Source organism: Streptomyces sp. NPDC002276, from assembly GCF_053891435.1.
Map to the genome: position 1 here is coordinate 618,445 of NZ_JBSFCQ010000002.1, position 17,070 is coordinate 635,514.

Below are 17,070 nucleotides of genomic sequence, written 5' to 3' on the forward strand. Positions count from 1 at the left end.
TCAGAGATGTTCATGTTCCTGTTCCTGGTCGTCGGGCTCGCCGTCGTGGTCGGCGCCGTGACCCTCTCGGTGATCGGCGGCGGCGAGAACGCCCCGCTGCCCGACGTCGCGCCCGAGCGCCTCGACGACGCGCTGCCCCCGGACCGGCCCGTCGACCAGGCCGACGTGGAGAGCATCCGCTTCCCGCTCGCCGCGCGGGGCTACCGCATGGCCGAGGTGGACGACGCGCTCAACCGCATCGGCGCCGAACTCGCCGAGCGGGACGCCCGGATCGCCGACCTGGAGTCCGCGTTGGCGGGCGCGCAGAACCACCGTGTCTCGATCGAGAAGCCCGCGGAAGGCGACCACCAGTGAGCGACGCCGTGGCCGGTCCGGACGGCGCCCTGCGCTGCCCCTGGGCGTTGTCCACCGAGGACTACGTCACCTACCACGACGAGGAGTGGGGCCGCCCGGTCCACGGAGACGACGCCCTCTACGAACGGCTCTCCCTGGAGGCCTTCCAGTCGGGCCTCTCCTGGATCACGATCCTGCGCCGCCGCGAGGGCTTCCGGGCCGCGTTCGCGGGCTTCAGGATCGCGGAGGTGGCCACCTTCACGGACGCCGACCGCGAACGCCTCCTCGCCGACGCGGGCATCATCCGCAACCGCCTCAAGATCGACGCGACGATCGCCAACGCGCGCGTGCTGGCCGACTGGGCGCCGGGCGAGCTGGACGAGTTCATCTGGTCCCATGCCCCCGAGCCGGGCCCGGCCCCGAAGAGCCTCGGGGACGTCCCGGCGGTCACGGACGAGTCGACGGCCCTGTCGAAGGCCCTCAAGAAGCGGGGCCTGAAATTCGTAGGGCCGACGACGGCGTACGCACTGATGCAGGCGTGCGGGCTGGTGAACGACCACCTGGCGGACTGTGCGGCCCGCCTCCCTTGAGCCGTCAGCGACCCAAGTACTTCGCCGTCTCCTTGTTGACGAACGCCTCCACAGCGATCGCGTGGTCCTCCGACGCGCCCGCGCGAGCCTGGAGTTCGTCCTCCTTCTCCAGGGTCTCTACAAGGGTGTGCGAGAGGCCGTAGGCGACGGACTCCTTCAGCGCCGCATAGGCGACCGTCGGCCCAGCGGCCAACGCCCGCGCCACCTTCTCGGCCTCCGCGTGCAACTCGCCCGCGGGCACGAGACGGTTGGCGATCCCGAGGTCGTACGCCTCCTGGGCGGTGATCGTGCGCGGGAACAGCAGCAGGTCGGAGGCGCGCCCGGGACCGACGACCCTGGGCAGGGTCCAGGAGATGCCGGAGTCCGCGGTCAGCGCCACGCCCGCGAAGGACGTGTTGAAGCCGGCGGTCTCCGCCACCACGCGGTAGTCCGCGGCCAGCGCGAGCCCGAAGCCGGCCCCGGCCGCGACCCCGTTGACCCCGGCGACCACGGGCTTCGCCATCCCGGCCAGCGCCCGCACGATGGGGTTGTAGTGCTCCTTGACCGTGGTCATGGTGACCCCGGTCCCGGCCTCGCGGTCGGAGGCCAGCAGCGTGATGTGCTCCTTGAGGTCCTGGCCCACACAGAACGCCCGCTCCCCGGCCGCGGTCAGCAGCACCGCCCGTACGGCGTCGTCGCCCGCCGCGGCCTGGACCGCCTCCCGGAGGGCGACCTTGGTCGCGATGTTCAGCGCGTTCATCGCCTCCGGGCGGTTCAGCGTGATTTTCGCGAGTCCGTCGCTCACCTCGTAGAGCACGGTGTCGGCCATGGTGTGTCCCCTCCGGGTGTCGCCGCTCCGGCGTACCGGCCGGTACGCCCTACGTCCGTAGGACAGCATGGCGGAGATCGCCGTCCGAGCACCGGACCGGACGTGTGACCTGCGTCAAAGAATTCCGGGCCGGATTCGGTCGGCGGGGGTCCGCGCGGCGGCGAAGTATCGCAGTCGCGTCGGCGAATTGAGTGGTTTTGCTCGCGCGCGTTGCCCAAGCGATGCCGACTGATGTTGGTCATCGGGTGCTCAGATGCGGGATAATGGCTTGGAAGCAATGTGTTCGATGCCGGTGACGCGTGTCTCATTAGGGGCCGCGCGTGCCCTCCATGGGGCCGTCGGCGACGATGAGCTGGTTTCAGGAAGGGGAACGAGCATGGCGGCCATGAAGCCGCGGACGGGCGATGGCCCGCTTGAGGTGACCAAGGAGGGGCGGGGCATCGTCATGCGCGTTCCGCTCGAAGGCGGCGGTCGGCTCGTCGTCGAGCTGACCCCTGACGAGGCCGACGCCCTGGGCGACGCCCTCAAGAAGGTTGTCGGCTGACGCGGCGGAACGCGCCCATCCCCCTTCAGCTGCCCCGGCATCCGAGATGGTGCCGGGGCCGCTGCCTTCCCGGGTTCCCAAGGTGTCCTACCGCTTGACGGCGCACAGCAGTCCGTCGCCCACCGGGAGCAGCGACGGCACCAGCTCCGGGATCTCGCGGACCGCGCGCAGCAGGTCGCGCAGCCGCAGCACCTCGGTCGGCTGCGGGCCCGAGTCCACGGTCCGGCCGTTGGCGAAGACGCCCTCGAAGACCACCAGGCCACCCGGACGCAGCAGGCGCAACGATTCAGCGAGATAGTCCAGGAACTCCTGCCGGTCGCCGTCGCAGAACACGAGGTCGTAGCCGGCGTCCGCGAGCCGGGGCAGCACGTCCAGGGCGCGGCCCGGGATGAAGCGGGCCCGGTTGCTGGCGAAGCCGCAGGCGCGGAAGGCCTGGCGGGCGAACTGCTGGTGGTCCGGCTCCTGGTCGACGGTGGTCAGTACCCCGTCCGGCCGCATGCCGTGCAGAAGATGCATCCCGGACACGCCGGTCCCGGTTCCGATCTCCGCCACCGCCTTCGCGTCCACGGTGGCGGCCAGCATCCGCAGCGCGGCGCCCGTGCCGGGCGACACCGAGCGCAGCCCTGCCTCGCGGGCCCGGTCCCGGGCCCAGCGCAGTGCTTCGTCCTCGGCGACATAGGCGTCGGCGAACGCCCAGCTCGTCTGCCGGTTGCCGGTAATGACCCTCTCCTGTCCCCGTGGTTGCCTGGGCGTGACTGTATCCGTTGGTGCCGGGAACCTGCTGATGGGACCGGGCGTTTAGAGGGGGAGGAATGCACTGGGGGACGCGGCCGGAGGGGAGAGCGGGGGATGAGGATGGATCAGGACGTCGAGCAGCGGCGGGAGCAGGGGCCCGAGCATCGGCTCGTACCGGCGGAAGGTCGGTATGAGCATGTATCAAATTCTCGTAAAACCCCTTATCCGGAGCTAACGGGCGAGGTGGCTATGGTAGGGACTCCACTGGACACCACCAGAGCCGACAGGGGAGGTGCGGCTGTACCTGTGGATCGGGGAGGAGTGCTCCGGCGCTTTCTCGGATCGGCGGGCAGGCCGAAATCCGTGAACGACACCGCTGCTGACCACAGCCACGCCGCTGACCATGCCCAGACCGCGACCTTCTCCACCGACGCGGACGGGCAGGCGTGGACTCCGCCCACCTGGGAGGAGATCGTCAGCACCCACAGCGGCCGTGTGTACCGGCTCGCGTACCGCCTGACGGGGAACCAGCACGACGCCGAGGACCTCACGCAGGAGGTCTTCGTCCGGGTCTTCCGTTCCCTGTCGACCTACACGCCCGGCACCTTCGAGGGCTGGCTCCACCGCATCACCACCAATCTCTTCCTGGACATGGTCCGCCGCAAGCAGCGCATCCGTTTCGACGCGCTGGGGGAGGACGCGGCCGAGCGCCTGCCCAGCCGCGAGCCGTCGCCCCAGCAGGTCTTCAACGACGCGCACTTCGACGCCGACGTCCAGCAGGCCCTGGACACCCTCGCCCCCGAGTTCCGGGCGGCGGTCGTCCTGTGCGACATCGAGGGCCTCTCCTACGAGGAGATCGCCGCGACCCTGGGCGTCAAGCTCGGCACGGTCCGGTCCCGGATCCACCGTGGCCGCTCCCAGCTGCGCAAGGCCCTCGCACACCGCTCGCCGGAAGCACGGGCCGAGCGCCGTTCCTTCGTGGCGCGTGTGCCCGCGCTGGGGGGAGGGGGCGCGTCCGCGTGAGTGGATCACGTCCTACGCCTGCGGAGCAGCATCTGGGAGACCGACTTTCCGCCCTGGTGGACGGGGAGCTCGGTCATGAGTCGCGCGATCGCGTACTGGCGCACCTGGCCACCTGTACGAAGTGCAAGGCCGAGGCCGACGCACAGCGCCGACTGAAGAACGTGTTCGCGGAAATGGCCCCGCCGCCCCCTTCCGAGAGCTTCCTGGCCCGACTCCAGGGACTCCCCGGGGGAGACGGCGACCCGGACGACGAGGAACCACCCGGCGGGGGGCTCTTCGCCGGGGTCGGTCTCTTCGGCGTCAAAAGAGACGGCCCGCTCGACGCGTTCGAGTTCGGCTACGTCCCCGCGGGCCCGCATGCCGCGACAGCCCTGACCCCGTCATCCCCACCGGCCCGCGAGGGCTTCCGTATCCATGACGTCAGCCGGCACGACACCGACCGCTCCGCCTCGCGCGGAATGCGGTTCGCGTTCGTCGCCGCCGGCGCGGTGTCGCTTGCCGCGATCGCGCTGGGCGGGGTGGCCACGGTCACGCCGGGCGACACCGCCGCCGAGGCAAGGGGCGGCGCGGGCGTGACTCCGGCGCGCACCCAGGGCACGGGTGCCGCGACCGCCGACTCCGGGCGCCGCCGTGGCGTCGGGCCCCTGCTGGCCCAGGGCGCGAGCCAGCGCTCGATGCTCGGCGACACCCCGATGGTCCCGACCTCCGTCTCCGCACCGCTGCTGCCCGGGGTGCCGTCCCCGACGGCCGTCCGGGGCGACGACGAGGTCATGCACACGCTGACAGCGCCCGTGGTGGCCGGTGCGGCGGTCATGTCCCCGCTGATACGCCCGCTCAACACGAACCCGCCGGTCGCCCTCACCTCGTGGTCCACGGCCCCCGATGTCATGGCCCCCGGCCTGCTGCGCGCACCCGACGCCACCTCTTCCCCCACTCCGGCCCCCTCCGCCTCCTCCCGCCCCCACCGCTGACCGTCCCCTGCGCCACACCCCGCCGACCTGGTTGAATCCGGGGAGTACGGGGTGGCACGGCGGGCGGTGGGGAGCACATGAACGAGGGAACACCGGAACCCAGGGCCACGAAACCCAAGTGGTGGGGGCGAGGACGGGCGGAGACGCCTGACGTGGCCGTGAGCGGAGAAGTCCCTTCCGCCGAGGCCGACTTCGAGCTGGGGCATCCCGTGGAGGCGCCCGGAGCCACCTCACAGGCCCCCACGACGGCCTCCGACGCTCCCGCCCCACCGGCCCCCTCAACGGCTTCCAGCGACCCTGCCCCACTCGACCCCGGCCCCAGCCCCAGCCCCACCCCCGTTTCCGACCCCTGGCACCGCTACGACCCCTGGGCGCCCGTACCGCTGATCGCGCCCCTCCAGCACACCGGCGCCGCGACGCCCACCCACCAGCAGCGCCGCGACCGCACCCGGCGACTCCTCGTCGTCTCGGGGCTCGTGCTCGCGCTGGTCTCCGGGGGCGTCGGCGGTGTCGTAGGGGCATATCTGGAGCGGGACCGTGTCGGTGGGGACGTCGTGTTGCCGCAGGCCGGTGTGGAGAGTGGTGGGCGGGCGGTCGGGAGTGTGGCCGGGATCGCCGCTCGGGCGCTGCCCAGTGTCGTGACCCTGCATGTGAGCGGCGACGAGGAGTCGGGGACCGGCACCGGAATCGTGTTGGACACGCGGGGGCACATCCTCACCAACAACCATGTCGTGCAGCCGGCGGGCAGTGACGGCGAGATATCCGTGAGCTTCAGCGGGGGACGGACCGTCAGGGCGAAGGTCGTCGGACACGACACCGGGTACGACCTCGCCGTGGTGCGGGTGAGCGGGGTGCGCGGGCTCAGGCCGATGCCCCTGGGCAACTCCGACAATGTGCGGGTCGGCGACCCCGTCGTGGCGATCGGCGCGCCCTTCGGCCTCGACAACACCGTGACCGCCGGGATCATCAGCGCCAAGGACCGGCCCATCACGGCCGGCGGCGACGCGGCGGACGGGAGCGACGTCTCGTACGTCGACGCCCTCCAGACCGACGCGCCCATCAACCCGGGCAACTCCGGCGGGCCGCTGCTCGACGCCCAGGGGCGGGTCGTGGGGATCAACTCGGCGATCCGGTCCGCCGACGACGGGACCGACACGGGCGACGGCCAGGCCGGTTCCATCGGGCTCGGCTTCGCCATCCCCGTCAACCAGGCCAAGCGGGTCGCCGAGGAACTGATCAACACCGGGAAGGCCACCCACCCGGTCATCGGCGTCACCCTCGACATGGACTACACCGGGGACGGCGCCCGCGTCGCGACGAAGGGCACCGACGGGGATCCCGCGGTCGTCGCGGGCGGCCCCGGTGCTCAGGCCGGCCTCAAGGCGGGCGACGTCATCACCGAGGTCGACGGCGAGCGCGTCCACTCCGGCGACGAACTCATCGTCAGGACCCGCGCGCACCGCCCCGGCGACCGTCTGCGCCTGACGCTCCGGCGGGACGGCAAGGACTTGACCGTGTCGCTCGTCCTGGCCTCCTCGGCCCGCGATTGACAGAAACGTCACAGGTGAGAGCCCCGCAGCCGGTCCCACTAGGCAAACAACCCGGAAAACCGGTCCCGTACACCCACTCGTAGCCCACGGGACAGTACCGGTCGGGTGGGATCGCCGGGTACCGTGGACCCGGCCCGGACCACGGAAGACGCGCACTGACCACCGAGGGCCGCGGACCGAGGATCGCAAGGAGCTTCAGGTGTTCAATGACATAGGACCGCTAGAGCTGGTGACGATCATTGTCCTCGCCGTGCTCGTCTTCGGTCCGGACAAGCTCCCGAAGGTCATCCAGGACGTGATGCGGACGATCAAGAAGATCCGCGAGTTCTCGGAGAGCGCCAAGGCGGACATCCGCGAGGAACTCGGCCCGGACTTCAAGGACTTCGACTTCGAGGACCTGAACCCCAAGACGTTCCTGCGCAAGCAGTTGGACAACGACGAGCTGGGGCTCAAGGAGATCCGCAACGGCTTCGACCTCAAGAAGGAGATGGCCGAGGTCACGGAGGCGGTGCAGAGCGCCGACACCCCGAGTTCCCCGTCCGCTTCCGGTGGTCGTCTCGACATGACGAAGAAGCCCGAGGACCCCGAGAAGGACGAGCGCCCGCCCTTCGACGCGGACGCCACCTGACCCTCCCGCGCGGCTCCCGAAGTGCTTCCCACGTGACGCGTTTCATACCTCCGCCACGCCCTCGTACGGCCTGAACACGGCCTCCGGGCGCCTCACGCGCCGGGCGCTTTCCGGGCTGTCTCCCACGAGGTGGCTATGCTGCCGAGTTGTTGTGCGGACCGGGCGAGCCGCCCGAAGGGGGGCGGGCCGCCCCGGTCCGACGAGAGCGAGGAGGCGTCCGGCATGGAGACGACGAGTCGGGTAGGCGCGCAGGCGCCGGCCGCGGAGGGCGGACAACAGGTCCCCTCCGCCCGGCGCACGGTCGACGGCTATCTGCTGGCGCCCTTCCCGTGGTACGGCCTCGACGAGGCCTTCACGGGGCCGCGCTGGCTGATGCAGGTGGGCATGGCGGCGGACGGTGCCGTCGAGCACGGTTCGATCGGACACGGCGACGAGCCCTCCGTACGCAATGAAGTCGCGGCGGCGGCCGCAGGTGACGTCAAGGAGAAGTTCGCGGTGGTCGTCACCGTCGCGGGCAACCCCGCGCGCCGCACCGCGGACGGCACGGGTCTCCTGGAGGCCACGTCGGTGTCCTCGGCGGCCTGGCTCGCCGGGGTCGGACTGCTGTCCTTCACCTGGCCCGGCCAGATGGACCACACCCTGCGCGACGACTGGCTGGAGCAGCAGACCGAGACGGCCTGGGTCCTGGCCGACGACCTCGCCGGCGACGACTGGTCGACCCTGTCCCTGCCCGTGGACGGCGTCCCGACGCCCTTCCACTACCGCGAGTCCGAGTTCGGCTGGGTGCTCGCCGGTTCGACCCAGGCGGGCGTCCACGTGGGGGCGTACGGCCGGGGCATGAGCGCGTACGGGCTCGGCTTCGCCATGATCAAGGACATCGCGGCGTACGCCCAGTAGCTCCTACGACGATGGGGGCGCCGTCTCATCGGACGGCGCCCCCATCGTCGTAGGAAGAGCTCTAGAACTTGTTCTTGGGAGTGATCCCGAGTGACAGTCCCGACAAGCCTCGCTGGCGTCCCCCGAGCTTCCCCGCGATCGCGCGCAGGGCCGCGCCCGCCGGGGAGTCGGGGTCGCTGAGGACGACCGGCTTGCCCTCGTCGCCGCCCTCGCGGAGGCGGACGTCGATCGGGATGGAGCCGAGGACCGGGACCGAGGCGCCGGTCGTGCGGGTCAGGCCGTCCGCGACGGACTGGCCGCCGCCCGTGCCGAAGACGTCGACCATCTCGCCGCAGTGCGGGCACGGCAGGCCCGCCATGTTCTCGACCACGCCGACGATCTTCTGGTGGGTCTGTACGGCGATGGAGCCCGCGCGCTCGGCGACCTCGGCGGCGGCCTGCTGAGGGGTCGTCACGACCAGGATCTCGGCGTTCGGGACGAGTTGGGCGACGGAGATCGCGATGTCGCCGGTGCCCGGCGGGAGGTCGAGGAGGAGGACGTCCAGGTCGCCCCAGTACACGTCCGCCAGGAACTGCTGGAGCGCGCGGTGGAGCATCGGGCCGCGCCACACGACCGGGGCGTTGCCCGGGGTGAACATGCCGATGGAGATGACCTTCACGCCGTGCGCCGACGGCGGCATGATCATGTTCTCGACCTGGGTGGGAGTGCCGTCGGCGCCCAGCATGCGCGGCACGGAGTGGCCGTAGATGTCGGCGTCGACGACCCCGACCTTGAGGCCGTCGGCGGCCATCGCCGCCGCGAGGTTCACCGTCACCGAGGACTTGCCGACGCCGCCCTTGCCGGAGGCGACCGCGTAGACGCGGGTGAGGGAGCCGGGCTGGGCGAAGGGGACCTCGCGCTCGGCCTTGCCACCGCGCAGGGCGGTCGCGAGTTCCTTGCGCTGCTCGTCGCTCATCACGTCCAGGGTCACCTCGACGCCGGTGACGCCCTCGACGCGCGAGACCGCCTCCGTCACGCGCTGGGTGATCGTCTCGCGCATGGGGCAGCCGGAGACCGTCAGGTACACGGTGACCGCGACCGCTCCGTCCGCACCGATCTCCACCGACTTGACCATCCCCAGTTCGGTGATGGGTCGGTTGATCTCGGGGTCGTTCACCGTCGACAGCGCTTCACGCACCGCGTCTTCCGTAGCCATGGGTCGATGGTACGGCGCCGACCGGTCCCTTCGGCCAGCCCCTCAGCGGTCGTCTGCGTCACGCACGGCGGACCGTTCTGCCGGGAATACGACATGCCCGTCGTGCCGTACGTCCAGCTCCTTCACGAGGTCCTGGAGTTCGGAGCGGATCCAGTCCCGGGTCGCCACCTCGCCGAGACCGATGCGCAGGGCGGCGATCTCGCGGGTGAGGTACTCGGTGTCGGCGATCGACCGCTCGTTCTGCTTGCGGTCCTGTTCGAGGTTGACCCGGTCGCGGTCGTCCTGCCGGTTCTGCGCGAGCAGGATCAGCGGGGCGGCGTAGGAGGCCTGGAGCGACAGCATCAGGGTGAGGAAGATGAACGGGTAGTTGTCGAAGCGCACATCGCGCGGGGCGAAGATGTTCCACAGCACCCACGCGATGATGACGATCGTCATCCACACGATGAACCGGCCGGTGCCCAGGAAGCGGGCGATCCGTTCCGACAGCCGTCCGAAGGCCTCCGGGTCGTACTCGGGCAGCAGTCGGCGCCGGGGCGGGCGCGGCTGGTCGAGCCGGTTCCGCGACCGGGTGGTGGCGGTCGCGCCCGCCGGTGTCCGCTCCCGCGTGGTCTCGCGCTCAGGAGTCATGAGCCGCCACCTCCTCTGTCTCTGCGTCGGCCTCGGCCTCGGTCTCGTCTTCGTTCAGATGGAATTCCGTCTCCCGCCAGTCCTGCGGCAGCATGTGGTCCAGTACGTCGTCCACGGTCACCGCGCCGAGCAGCGACCCGGTCTCGTCGACCACGGGCGCCGCGACCATGTCGTACGTCGCGAAGAACCCGGCGATGAGCTGCAACGAGGCGTCCGGGTCCAGGGGTTGGAGGTCGCCGTCGATGATCGCGCTGACCAGGGTGTACGGCGGGTCGCGCAGCAGCCGCTGGAAGTGGACCGTGCCGAGGTACTTGCCGGTCGGGGTGTCGTCGGGCGGGCGGCAGACGTAGACCTGGGCGGCGAGGGCGGGGGAGAGGTCGGCGTTGCGGATCCGGGCGAGCGCGTCGGCGACGGTCGCGTCGGGCCGTAGGACGATCGGCTCGGTCGTCATCAGGCCGCCGGCCGTGTGCTCCTCGTAGGACATCAGGCGGCGGACGTCGGCCGCTTCGGAGGGCTCCATCAGGTTCAGCAGCCGCTCCTGGTCCTCCTCCGGCAGTTCGCCGAGCAGGTCGGCCGCGTCGTCCGGGTCCATCGCCTCCAGGACGTCCGCCGCGCGCTCCTCCTTGAGCTTGCCGAGGATCTCGATCTGGTCGTCCTCGGGCAGCTCTTCGAGGACGTCGGCGAGGCGGTCGTCGTCGAGGGCGGCGGCGACCTCGGCCCGCCGCTTGGGGGAGAGATGGTGCAGGACGTTGGCGAGGTCGGCGGGGCGCAGCTGCTCGAAGGTGGCCAGGAGGCTCTCCGCGCCCTGTCCCTGCTCCTCCAGGGAGAAACCGGTGACGGCGGACCACTCCACGGTCAGCGTCTCGCCCTTGGCCCTTCTGAAGGCTCCGCCGGTCCTGCCCTTGCGGACGAAGATCCGGCCGATCTCCCAGTCGCGGCGGGCGGGCAGCTGCTGCACCGACAGGTCGAGGACGGTGACCTCCTCGTCGGTCTCCACGAGGGTGACGCGCCGGTCGAGGAGTTCGCCGAACACCAGCCGCTCGGTGGGCCGTTGCTCGAAGCGGCGGACGTTGAGCACCCCGGTGGTGACGACCTGGCCGGACTCGATGCCGGTGACCCGGGTCATGGGGAGGAAGATGCGGCGCCGGGTGGAGAGTTCGACGACCAGGCCGAGCAGGCGCGGGGGCCGTTGACCGACGCGGAGCATGGCGACGAGATCGCGGACGCGGCCCACCTGGTCGCCGTTGGGATCGAAGACGGCGACACCGGAGAGGTGCGAGACGTAGACCCTGGGGGCGCCCCCTGCCATGGCTGCACCTCCCTTTCTTTTCCTGGTTTCCGGATGTTCCGATTTGCCCGCTCGGACGGGCTTCAGGCTAGCCCGTCCGTATGCGATCCGCGCAGGTGGGCGGTCCGGACGGACTGGCTCCGTCGCGCTCCGGGGACCCCGGTACGCTGCCGTACGCCATCGCCCCCCTGCGCACGAAAGGCCCCCCACCTGTGACTGCGATTCCCCAGGTCCGAAACCGTCGTGCGGCGCTGCTAGGCGCGGTCTGCGTGCTGGCTCTGGCGGGTTGTAGTGAGGATCCGGACGCGGGGACCAACGGGGTCGGCAAGCTGGCCGCCGACAAGATCCAGTCGAAGTCGGTGACGGCCGCGGGCGCCGCCGAGGCGGTACGGCTGTCGGGGACCGTCGTCACCAGCGGGCGGACGTACAAGCTCGACATGCGGCTGAAGTCCGACGGCGGCAGCGGCTCGGTCACCTCCCAGGGGTCGACGTTCGGGCTGCTGCGGGTCGGCGAGCAGCTGTATCTGAAGGCCGACGCCGACTTCTGGAACAGCAACGGGGACTCGGGCGCCGGCGGCGCGCTCCACGGCAAGTACGTGAAGGTGCCGCAGGGCGACCCCTCGTACAAGAAGTTCAGTGGTTTCACGGACAAGGACGTCCTCCTCTCCAGTCTGCTGACCCTGCACGGGTCGCTCGCGACGGACGGACACCACGACCAGAACGGCGTCCGCACGATCCGTATCACCGGCGACGACGGCTCCGGCGGCACCCTCGACGTGTCGCTTGAGGGCAAGCCGTATCCGCTCCGGCTGGTCCGTGCGGGCGGCGCGGGCACGCTGACCTTCTCGGACTGGGGCAAGAGCTTCGCCGTGACGGAACCCGCGGACGACGACACTGTCGACTACGGCAAGCAACTGCCGTCCTCGTGACGGCATTTGATGGCGGTTACCGGCGTTTGCGTTTCTTCAGGAGCAGGCGCGGCAGCGCGGCCGGGGCCGGTTGACGGGTCGTCGCGGGCGACGGCAGCGGCGGCCGAGCCAGCGAATCATCCGTCAACTCGCCCGTGGCGCCCGTCGGTTCGAGCCGCAGCACCCGGCACTCGCGTGCCCAGCGCTCCGTCATCGCCTCGCCGTCGGGCGCGTTGAGCCGCTTGCCCTTCAGCTCGCCGACGGCCGCGGTCCAGGCCTCGGAGCCCGGCGCCAGTTCCACGACCTTCGCCGTCCAGACGACCAGCCGGCCGCCCTTGTCCTTGCTGCGGACCGTGACCTCGGCGGCGCCGCCGTCGGTCAGCCCCGGCAGCGGCTGCTCGCCGGGACCGTCGCCGATCAGACAGGCCGCGCCCTCGTGCCAGACGTGCCACAGCCCGCGGGCCGGGACGCCGGGGCCGTTGACCCAGACGAGGCCGGACTTCTTCGTGGCCTCCTCGACGAGGGCCTGGTCGAGCAGCTCACCGCTAGTCATGGCGCTCAGCCTATCCAGCCCGCTCACAGCCAGCCGTTGCGCTTCAGCGTGCGGTGGATCGTCAGACAGACGGTCACGGTGAAGGCGAGCACCGTCGGATACCCGTACCGCGCGTGCAGTTCGGGCATGTGCTCGAAGTTCATGCCGTACACGCCCGTCACCATCGTCGGTACGGCGATGATCGCGGCCCACGCGGTGATCTTCCGCATGTCCTCGTTCTGCGCGACGGACGCCTGCGCCAGGTTGGCCTGGAGGATCGAGTTCAGCAGCTCGTCGAAGCCGATGACCTGCTCGTGGACCCGGGCGAGGTGGTCGGCGACGTCCCGGAAGTACTTCTGGATGTCGGGGTCGATCAGCCGCATCGGCCGCTCGCTCAGCAGCTGCATGGGACGCAGCAGCGGCGACACCGCGCGCTTGAACTCCAGTACCTCGCGCTTGAGTTGGTAGATCCGCGCCGAGTCGACACCACGCGAGACCCCGCCCTTGCGGCCCGGCGTGAACACCTCGGTCTCGACCTCGTCGATGTCGTCCTGCACCGCGTCCGCGACCGCGACATAGCCGTCGACGACATGGTCGGCGATCGCGTGCAGCACCGCCGAGGGACCGCGCGCGAGCAGCTCGGGGTCGTCCTGGAGGCGGTGCCGCAGCGCCCGCAGCGAGCCCTGCCCGCCGTGCCGCACGGTGATGAAGAAGTCCCGCCCGGTGAAGCACATGACCTCGCCGGTCTCAACTACCTCGCTGTTGGCGGTGAGTTGGTCGTGCTCGACGTAGTGGATGGTCTTGAAGACGGTGAACAGGGAGTCGTCGTAGCGCTCCAGCTTGGGTCGCTGGTGGGCCTGTACGGCGTCCTCGACGGCGAGCGGGTGGAGTCCGAACTCCCGGGCGATACCGGCGAATTCGGCCTCGGTCGGCTCGTGCAGCCCGATCCACACGAAGCCGCCGTCGCGCCGCACCTGGCGCATCGCCTCGTGCGGGGTGAGCGGCTTGCCGGTGTCGACGCGGGCACCGTCGCGGTAGACGGCGCAGTCGACGACGGCCGAGGGGGTGCCGGGGTCACGTGTGGTGTCGTACGCGCCGCCGTCCTTGCGGAGGGAGGGGCGGGACGGGCGGACCACGGCACGCAGGTCGCGGATCATCGACATGGCGGGCTCCTTCGCGACGAGCAACGAAAGGCGCCAACGACGGTTGGAACTGCCCGGAATGGGGACGTCCTGTGTGCGGATGTTTGGCACGTCCACAAAGCGGGGAGCACCGCACCGTCGCGGTGGCGAGTTTCGCTACTGATACAGGCACTGACTTCGGAACAGACAGATCGGTCGGATCGGAAACACCGGACAGATCAGGCAGATCAGGAAAAAGAAACGAAGTGCTCTTCCGCGACAGTGAAGAAGTGCGAGAGGCGGCAGCCGCCTGGAGGGGCTAGAGCCAGAACGACGACATCAGCGGGAAGAGCGGGTGGTACTGCCAGGCCGACTTCGGTCCATTGCAGCCCCACCTCCTCCGGCCGGTCCCCCTTGAGGGAGTCTCAACGGCGTCGGGACTTGATCGCGACGCCTCTGCGTGCTGCCCGAACGACCGGCCCAGACTATCAGCAGGCCGAAGTGTCAAGGCGCTGCTTTGCCCGGTACTGACGAGTTCTATGCTCCCCGCATGGTTGATGTTCTTGCTCTGGTCGAGGCGCGGTTGCGCACCGCGCTGGGCGAACCGGACGCGCGCGCGGCGGTCACCTTCCTGGGCACGGACCGCGTCGAGGTACTGCGTTTCCAGGACGCCGGACAGGACGGCGGCATCGTCCGCTACGCCACGCTCGGCATGTCCGCACAGCCCATGAGCGACCCCACGTCGATGCTCGCCGACCCGGTCGCGGGCCCCCGCGCCGAACTGGTCCTCTCCGTGCGCGGCGGCCTCGCCGACACCGACAAGGTGCTCCGCCCGCTCGCCGTCCTCGCCGCATCCCCGCAGGTCGAAGGCGTGGTCGTGGCCCCGGGCGCCTCGCTCGACGTGGGCGAGCCGCTGTGGCCCGGCGCCCCCTTCACCTCCGTACTCGTCGCCGAACCGGGCGGCCTGATCGAGGACCTGGACCTCGACGCGCCCCTCGACCCGGTCCGCTTCCTCCCCCTGCTCCCCATGACCCCGAACGAGGCCGCCTGGAAACGCGTCCACGGCGCCCAGGCCCTCCAGGAGCGCTGGCTGACGAACGGGACGGACCTCCGGGATCCGTCCCGCAAGTCCGTCCCGCTGGAGTGACCGGGCCGAGTGACCGATCTCACCAAGCCCCGGCCGGAATCGGCTAGTTGGCGAACACCGCGACACCGTCCTCGGTCGCGTGCTTCGGCTCCAGCACCTCGGCGTCGTGCGTGAGCGCGTTCCGTCGTACGACGACCACCAGCGCGCCGAGCCCCGCGGTGACCGCCGCGACCACGAACGGGATGTGGATGTTGCTCCAGCCCTCGATCTTCGGCGCGAAGAACGGGGCGGCCGCCGCGGCGAACCAGCGGACGAAGTTGTAGCCCGCGCTCGCCACCGGGCGCGGTGCGTCCGAGACGCCCAGGGCCAGCTCGGTGTACACGGTGTTGTTCACGCCGATGAAGGCGCCGGACAGGATCGTGCAGACGACGGCGGTGGTGTGACTGCCGTAGCCGAGGACGAGCACGTCGACGGCGAGCAGTACGAGAGAGCCGCCGAGCACCTTCAGGGAGCCGAACCGGGACTGGAGGCGCGGGGCGACGAAGACCGAGAAGACGGCGAGCAGCACACCCCAGGCGAAGAACACGGCACCCGACTTGTAGGGGGTCATGTTCAGCACGAACGGGGTGAAGGCCAGCACGGTGAAGAACGTGTAGTTGTAGAAGAAGGACGAGACCGCGGCGGAGGCGAGGCCGCCGTGGCCGAGCGCCTTGAGCGGGTCCAGCAGCGAGGTCTTCCGGGCGGGCTTCGGCTGTTCCTTCAGGAACACCGTGATGCACAGGAAGCCGATCGCCATCAGGAACGCGGTGCCGAAGAAGGGGTAGCGCCAGCTCTGGTTGCCCAGCAGGGCGCCGACCAGCGGGCCGCAGGCCATGCCGAGGCCGAGGGCGGACTCGTAGAGCAGGATCGCGGCGGCGCTGCCGCCGGCCGCCGCGCCGACGATGACCGCGAGGGCCGTCGAGACGAAGAGCGCGTTGCCGAGGCCCCAGCCGGCCCGGAAGCCGACGAGTTCGCCGACCGAGCCCGAGGTGCCGGCGAGACCGGCGAAGACCACGACGAGGGCGAGGCCGAGCAGCAGGGTCTTCTTGCCGCCGATCCGGCTGGAGACGAAGCCGGTCACCAGCATCGCTACGGCGGTGATCAGGAAGTACGAGGTGAAGAGCAGGGAGACCTGGCCGGCGGTGGCGTCCAGGCCCTTGGCTATCGACGGCAGGATCGGGTCGACGAGCCCGATGCCCATGAAGGCGACGACCGAGGCGCCGGCGGTGGCCCATACGGCCTTCGGCTGCCGCAGCAGGCTGCCGGCGCCGGGGCCGGCTCCCGTGTCGAAGGGGTCGTCCGTCCCGTCCATCCCGTCCATGCTTCCTCCCAAGTGGTTGGTGTATGCACATAGTAAGTTAGGCAAGGTAATGAATGCAAGGTGCATCTAGTTTCGTTCCGTGAGTGGTCCCTGCCGGACGGGTGATCGTCCTTGACGTGGGGGTGCGAGGGTAGGACCGTGGGGCCCTATGAGGGGCGAACCCAGTTGCCCGAAGTGTGGTGGCCGGGTCAGGGCTCCCGGACTCTTCGCCGATTCCTGGCAGTGCGATGTCCACGGCACGGTGCATCCGGTGCAGCCTGTGATCCCGCCCAGCGTCGAGGCCCTCAGTGTCGTCGTGCATCGCACGCAGGTGCCCGTGTGGATGCCGTGGCCCCTGCCGGTCGGCTGGCTGTTCACGGGCGTGGCGTGTGCGGGGGACGACCGGAGCGGGGGTCGTGCGACGGCTGTCGCGTGCTCGGGCCCCGGGCCGCTCGGTGGGATGGGCGAGCTGATTCTCGTCGCGGAGGAGCTGGGGGTCGGGCTCGGGGCGCGGTACGCGGGGATCGACGGGCCGGATCCCGGGCCGTACATGAGCGTCGAGAAGCCGCCGCAGGCGAAGCTGCTTGCGGCCGGGCGGCCTACGCCGTTGTGGCATGTGGCCACGGCGCCGGACGATCGGGCCGTTTTCGCCGGTGAGGCGTTGGGGTTGTGGCTGTGGGCGGTTGTCTGGCCCGAGCAGTCGGGGTTGCTGATGTACGACGAGCTGGTGCTTACGGATTTGCGGGATGCGGGGGCGGAAGTGGATCTCGTGCCGTGCGGGGCGCTTTCGCCGCGCTTGCTGGAGCCGTAGCGCCTAGGGGGGTGCCTCGGTCGGTGGTGGGGCGGGTGCGGGTGCGTGGGGGCTTGTCGCGCAGTTCCCCGCGCCCCCTGGGT

The 17,070-nt window shown here is 70.5% G+C and carries 20 protein-coding genes; 11 read left to right on the forward strand and 9 right to left on the reverse strand.

Annotated elements, in window-relative coordinates; all coding sequences use genetic code 11:
* The first annotated feature begins 12 nt into the window (after positions 1 to 12).
* A complete protein-coding gene (locus ACWIHT_RS07945) occupies positions 13 to 354 on the forward strand; it encodes a DivIVA domain-containing protein (RefSeq protein ID WP_456166021.1) in 342 nt (113 codons plus the stop codon).
* Positions 351 to 923, forward strand: coding sequence for a DNA-3-methyladenine glycosylase I (locus ACWIHT_RS07950; protein ID WP_456165553.1), 573 nt, complete (start codon positions 351 to 353; stop codon positions 921 to 923). Before ACWIHT_RS07945 ends, ACWIHT_RS07950 begins: the two co-directional genes overlap by 4 nt.
* Before the next feature lie 4 nt (positions 924 to 927).
* On the opposite strand, the gene chcB is transcribed toward ACWIHT_RS07950, so the two are convergent.
* Positions 928 to 1,731: a 2-cyclohexenylcarbonyl CoA isomerase gene (chcB, locus tag ACWIHT_RS07955; RefSeq protein ID WP_456165555.1), complete on the reverse strand. Its 804-nt coding sequence runs from the start codon at positions 1,729 to 1,731 to the stop codon at positions 928 to 930.
* 376 nt (positions 1,732 to 2,107) lie between these two features.
* Here chcB and ACWIHT_RS07960 point away from each other — a divergent pair, with 376 nt between their 5' ends.
* On the forward strand, positions 2,108 to 2,275 hold the full coding sequence (locus tag ACWIHT_RS07960) for a DUF3117 domain-containing protein (protein ID WP_003966491.1): 168 nt from the start codon (positions 2,108 to 2,110) through the stop codon (positions 2,273 to 2,275).
* Positions 2,276 to 2,362: 87 nt separating this feature from the next.
* Here the strand turns inward: ACWIHT_RS07960 and ACWIHT_RS07965 are convergent, their stop codons facing one another.
* A complete protein-coding gene (locus ACWIHT_RS07965) occupies positions 2,363 to 3,061 on the reverse strand; it encodes an O-methyltransferase (RefSeq protein ID WP_078532585.1) in 699 nt (232 codons plus the stop codon).
* Positions 3,062 to 3,073: 12 nt separating this feature from the next.
* A complete protein-coding gene (locus ACWIHT_RS07970; RefSeq protein ID WP_456165558.1) occupies positions 3,074 to 3,208 on the reverse strand; it encodes a hypothetical protein in 135 nt (44 codons plus the stop codon).
* A gap of 51 nt (positions 3,209 to 3,259) precedes the next feature.
* Between ACWIHT_RS07970 and sigE the strand changes: the two genes are divergently transcribed.
* The 5 genes from sigE to ACWIHT_RS07995 all read left to right on the forward strand — a co-directional run bounded on the left by sigE (position 3,260) and on the right by ACWIHT_RS07995 (position 8,079).
* Positions 3,260 to 4,033: an RNA polymerase sigma factor SigE gene (sigE, locus tag ACWIHT_RS07975; protein WP_235029434.1), complete on the forward strand. Its 774-nt coding sequence runs from the start codon at positions 3,260 to 3,262 to the stop codon at positions 4,031 to 4,033.
* Complete coding sequence (locus ACWIHT_RS07980) at positions 4,030 to 5,004, forward strand: zf-HC2 domain-containing protein (protein ID WP_456165561.1); 975 nt, start codon at positions 4,030 to 4,032, stop codon at positions 5,002 to 5,004. The genes sigE and ACWIHT_RS07980 overlap by 4 nt, the downstream gene beginning before the upstream one ends.
* A 77-nt stretch (positions 5,005 to 5,081) precedes the next feature.
* Positions 5,082 to 6,554: a S1C family serine protease gene (locus tag ACWIHT_RS07985; RefSeq protein ID WP_456165563.1), complete on the forward strand. Its 1,473-nt coding sequence runs from the start codon at positions 5,082 to 5,084 to the stop codon at positions 6,552 to 6,554.
* A 199-nt stretch (positions 6,555 to 6,753) separates the two neighbouring features.
* Entirely contained in the window at positions 6,754 to 7,182 is a 429-nt protein-coding gene (locus ACWIHT_RS07990) for a sec-independent translocase (RefSeq protein WP_456165565.1), read from the forward strand.
* A gap of 222 nt (positions 7,183 to 7,404) precedes the next feature.
* Positions 7,405 to 8,079, forward strand: coding sequence for a hypothetical protein (locus ACWIHT_RS07995; RefSeq protein WP_456165567.1), 675 nt, complete (start codon positions 7,405 to 7,407; stop codon positions 8,077 to 8,079).
* Positions 8,080 to 8,140: 61 nt separating this feature from the next.
* Here ACWIHT_RS07995 and ACWIHT_RS08000 read toward each other — a convergent pair whose 3' ends face one another.
* From ACWIHT_RS08000 to ACWIHT_RS08010, 3 genes are read right to left on the reverse strand one after another with little or no spacing between them, the layout of a single operon-like run.
* A complete protein-coding gene (locus tag ACWIHT_RS08000) occupies positions 8,141 to 9,274 on the reverse strand; it encodes an Mrp/NBP35 family ATP-binding protein (protein ID WP_456165569.1) in 1,134 nt (377 codons plus the stop codon).
* Between the two features lie 42 nt (positions 9,275 to 9,316).
* A complete protein-coding gene (locus ACWIHT_RS08005; RefSeq protein WP_456165571.1) occupies positions 9,317 to 9,901 on the reverse strand; it encodes a DUF1003 domain-containing protein in 585 nt (194 codons plus the stop codon).
* Positions 9,891 to 11,210 carry a magnesium transporter MgtE N-terminal domain-containing protein gene (locus ACWIHT_RS08010; RefSeq protein ID WP_456165573.1) on the reverse strand — a complete coding sequence of 440 codons (1,320 nt, stop codon included), beginning with the start codon at positions 11,208 to 11,210 and terminating at the stop codon, positions 9,891 to 9,893. The genes ACWIHT_RS08005 and ACWIHT_RS08010 overlap by 11 nt, the downstream gene beginning before the upstream one ends.
* A gap of 191 nt (positions 11,211 to 11,401) precedes the next feature.
* Here ACWIHT_RS08010 and ACWIHT_RS08015 point away from each other — a divergent pair, with 191 nt between their 5' ends.
* The gene (locus ACWIHT_RS08015; protein ID WP_456165575.1) at positions 11,402 to 12,118 is read left to right on the forward strand and encodes a hypothetical protein; all 717 of its coding nucleotides are present in this window, start codon (positions 11,402 to 11,404) and stop codon (positions 12,116 to 12,118) included.
* Between the two features lie 16 nt (positions 12,119 to 12,134).
* On the opposite strand, the gene ACWIHT_RS08020 is transcribed toward ACWIHT_RS08015, so the two are convergent.
* Together ACWIHT_RS08020 and ACWIHT_RS08025 are read right to left on the reverse strand one after the other, a co-directional pair.
* Entirely contained in the window at positions 12,135 to 12,650 is a 516-nt protein-coding gene (locus ACWIHT_RS08020) for a hypothetical protein (RefSeq protein WP_456165577.1), read from the reverse strand.
* 23 nt (positions 12,651 to 12,673) lie between these two features.
* Entirely contained in the window at positions 12,674 to 13,792 is a 1,119-nt protein-coding gene (locus ACWIHT_RS08025; protein WP_456165579.1) for a magnesium and cobalt transport protein CorA, read from the reverse strand.
* Between the two features lie 508 nt (positions 13,793 to 14,300).
* Here ACWIHT_RS08025 and ACWIHT_RS08030 point away from each other — a divergent pair.
* Positions 14,301 to 14,897, forward strand: coding sequence for a suppressor of fused domain protein (locus ACWIHT_RS08030; RefSeq protein WP_456165581.1), 597 nt, complete (start codon positions 14,301 to 14,303; stop codon positions 14,895 to 14,897).
* 43 nt (positions 14,898 to 14,940) lie between these two features.
* On the opposite strand, the gene ACWIHT_RS08035 is transcribed toward ACWIHT_RS08030, so the two are convergent.
* Positions 14,941 to 16,188: an MFS transporter gene (locus ACWIHT_RS08035; protein WP_456166023.1), complete on the reverse strand. Its 1,248-nt coding sequence runs from the start codon at positions 16,186 to 16,188 to the stop codon at positions 14,941 to 14,943.
* A gap of 157 nt (positions 16,189 to 16,345) precedes the next feature.
* On the opposite strand from ACWIHT_RS08035, the gene ACWIHT_RS08040 reads away from it, so the two are divergent.
* Positions 16,346 to 16,987: a DUF6758 family protein gene (locus tag ACWIHT_RS08040; protein WP_026179063.1), complete on the forward strand. Its 642-nt coding sequence runs from the start codon at positions 16,346 to 16,348 to the stop codon at positions 16,985 to 16,987.
* Positions 16,988 to 17,070 lie beyond the last annotated feature (83 nt).

Excerpts from the sequence above, each read along its gene's own strand:
- ACWIHT_RS08035 (WP_456166023.1), bottom strand. The coding sequence starts at position 16,188 with ATGGACGGGACGGACGACCCCTTCGACACGGGAGCCGGCCCCGGCGCC.
- ACWIHT_RS08020 (WP_456165577.1), bottom strand. The coding sequence starts at position 12,650 with ATGACTAGCGGTGAGCTGCTCGACCAGGCCCTCGTCGAGGAGGCCACG.
- ACWIHT_RS08025 (WP_456165579.1), bottom strand. The coding sequence starts at position 13,792 with ATGTCGATGATCCGCGACCTGCGTGCCGTGGTCCGCCCGTCCCGCCCC.
- ACWIHT_RS08040 (WP_026179063.1), top strand. The coding sequence starts at position 16,346 with ATGAGGGGCGAACCCAGTTGCCCGAAGTGTGGTGGCCGGGTCAGGGCT.
- ACWIHT_RS08005 (WP_456165571.1), bottom strand. The coding sequence starts at position 9,901 with ATGACTCCTGAGCGCGAGACCACGCGGGAGCGGACACCGGCGGGCGCG.
- sigE (WP_235029434.1), top strand. The coding sequence starts at position 3,260 with ATGGTAGGGACTCCACTGGACACCACCAGAGCCGACAGGGGAGGTGCG.
- ACWIHT_RS07985 (WP_456165563.1), top strand. The coding sequence starts at position 5,082 with ATGAACGAGGGAACACCGGAACCCAGGGCCACGAAACCCAAGTGGTGG.
- ACWIHT_RS07945 (WP_456166021.1), top strand. The coding sequence starts at position 13 with ATGTTCCTGTTCCTGGTCGTCGGGCTCGCCGTCGTGGTCGGCGCCGTG.
- chcB (WP_456165555.1), bottom strand. The coding sequence starts at position 1,731 with ATGGCCGACACCGTGCTCTACGAGGTGAGCGACGGACTCGCGAAAATC.
- ACWIHT_RS08000 (WP_456165569.1), bottom strand. The coding sequence starts at position 9,274 with ATGGCTACGGAAGACGCGGTGCGTGAAGCGCTGTCGACGGTGAACGAC.
- ACWIHT_RS07970 (WP_456165558.1), bottom strand. The coding sequence starts at position 3,208 with ATGCTCATACCGACCTTCCGCCGGTACGAGCCGATGCTCGGGCCCCTG.
- ACWIHT_RS08010 (WP_456165573.1), bottom strand. The coding sequence starts at position 11,210 with ATGGCAGGGGGCGCCCCCAGGGTCTACGTCTCGCACCTCTCCGGTGTC.
- ACWIHT_RS07960 (WP_003966491.1), top strand. The coding sequence starts at position 2,108 with ATGGCGGCCATGAAGCCGCGGACGGGCGATGGCCCGCTTGAGGTGACC.
- ACWIHT_RS07995 (WP_456165567.1), top strand. The coding sequence starts at position 7,405 with ATGGAGACGACGAGTCGGGTAGGCGCGCAGGCGCCGGCCGCGGAGGGC.
- ACWIHT_RS08030 (WP_456165581.1), top strand. The coding sequence starts at position 14,301 with ATGGTTGATGTTCTTGCTCTGGTCGAGGCGCGGTTGCGCACCGCGCTG.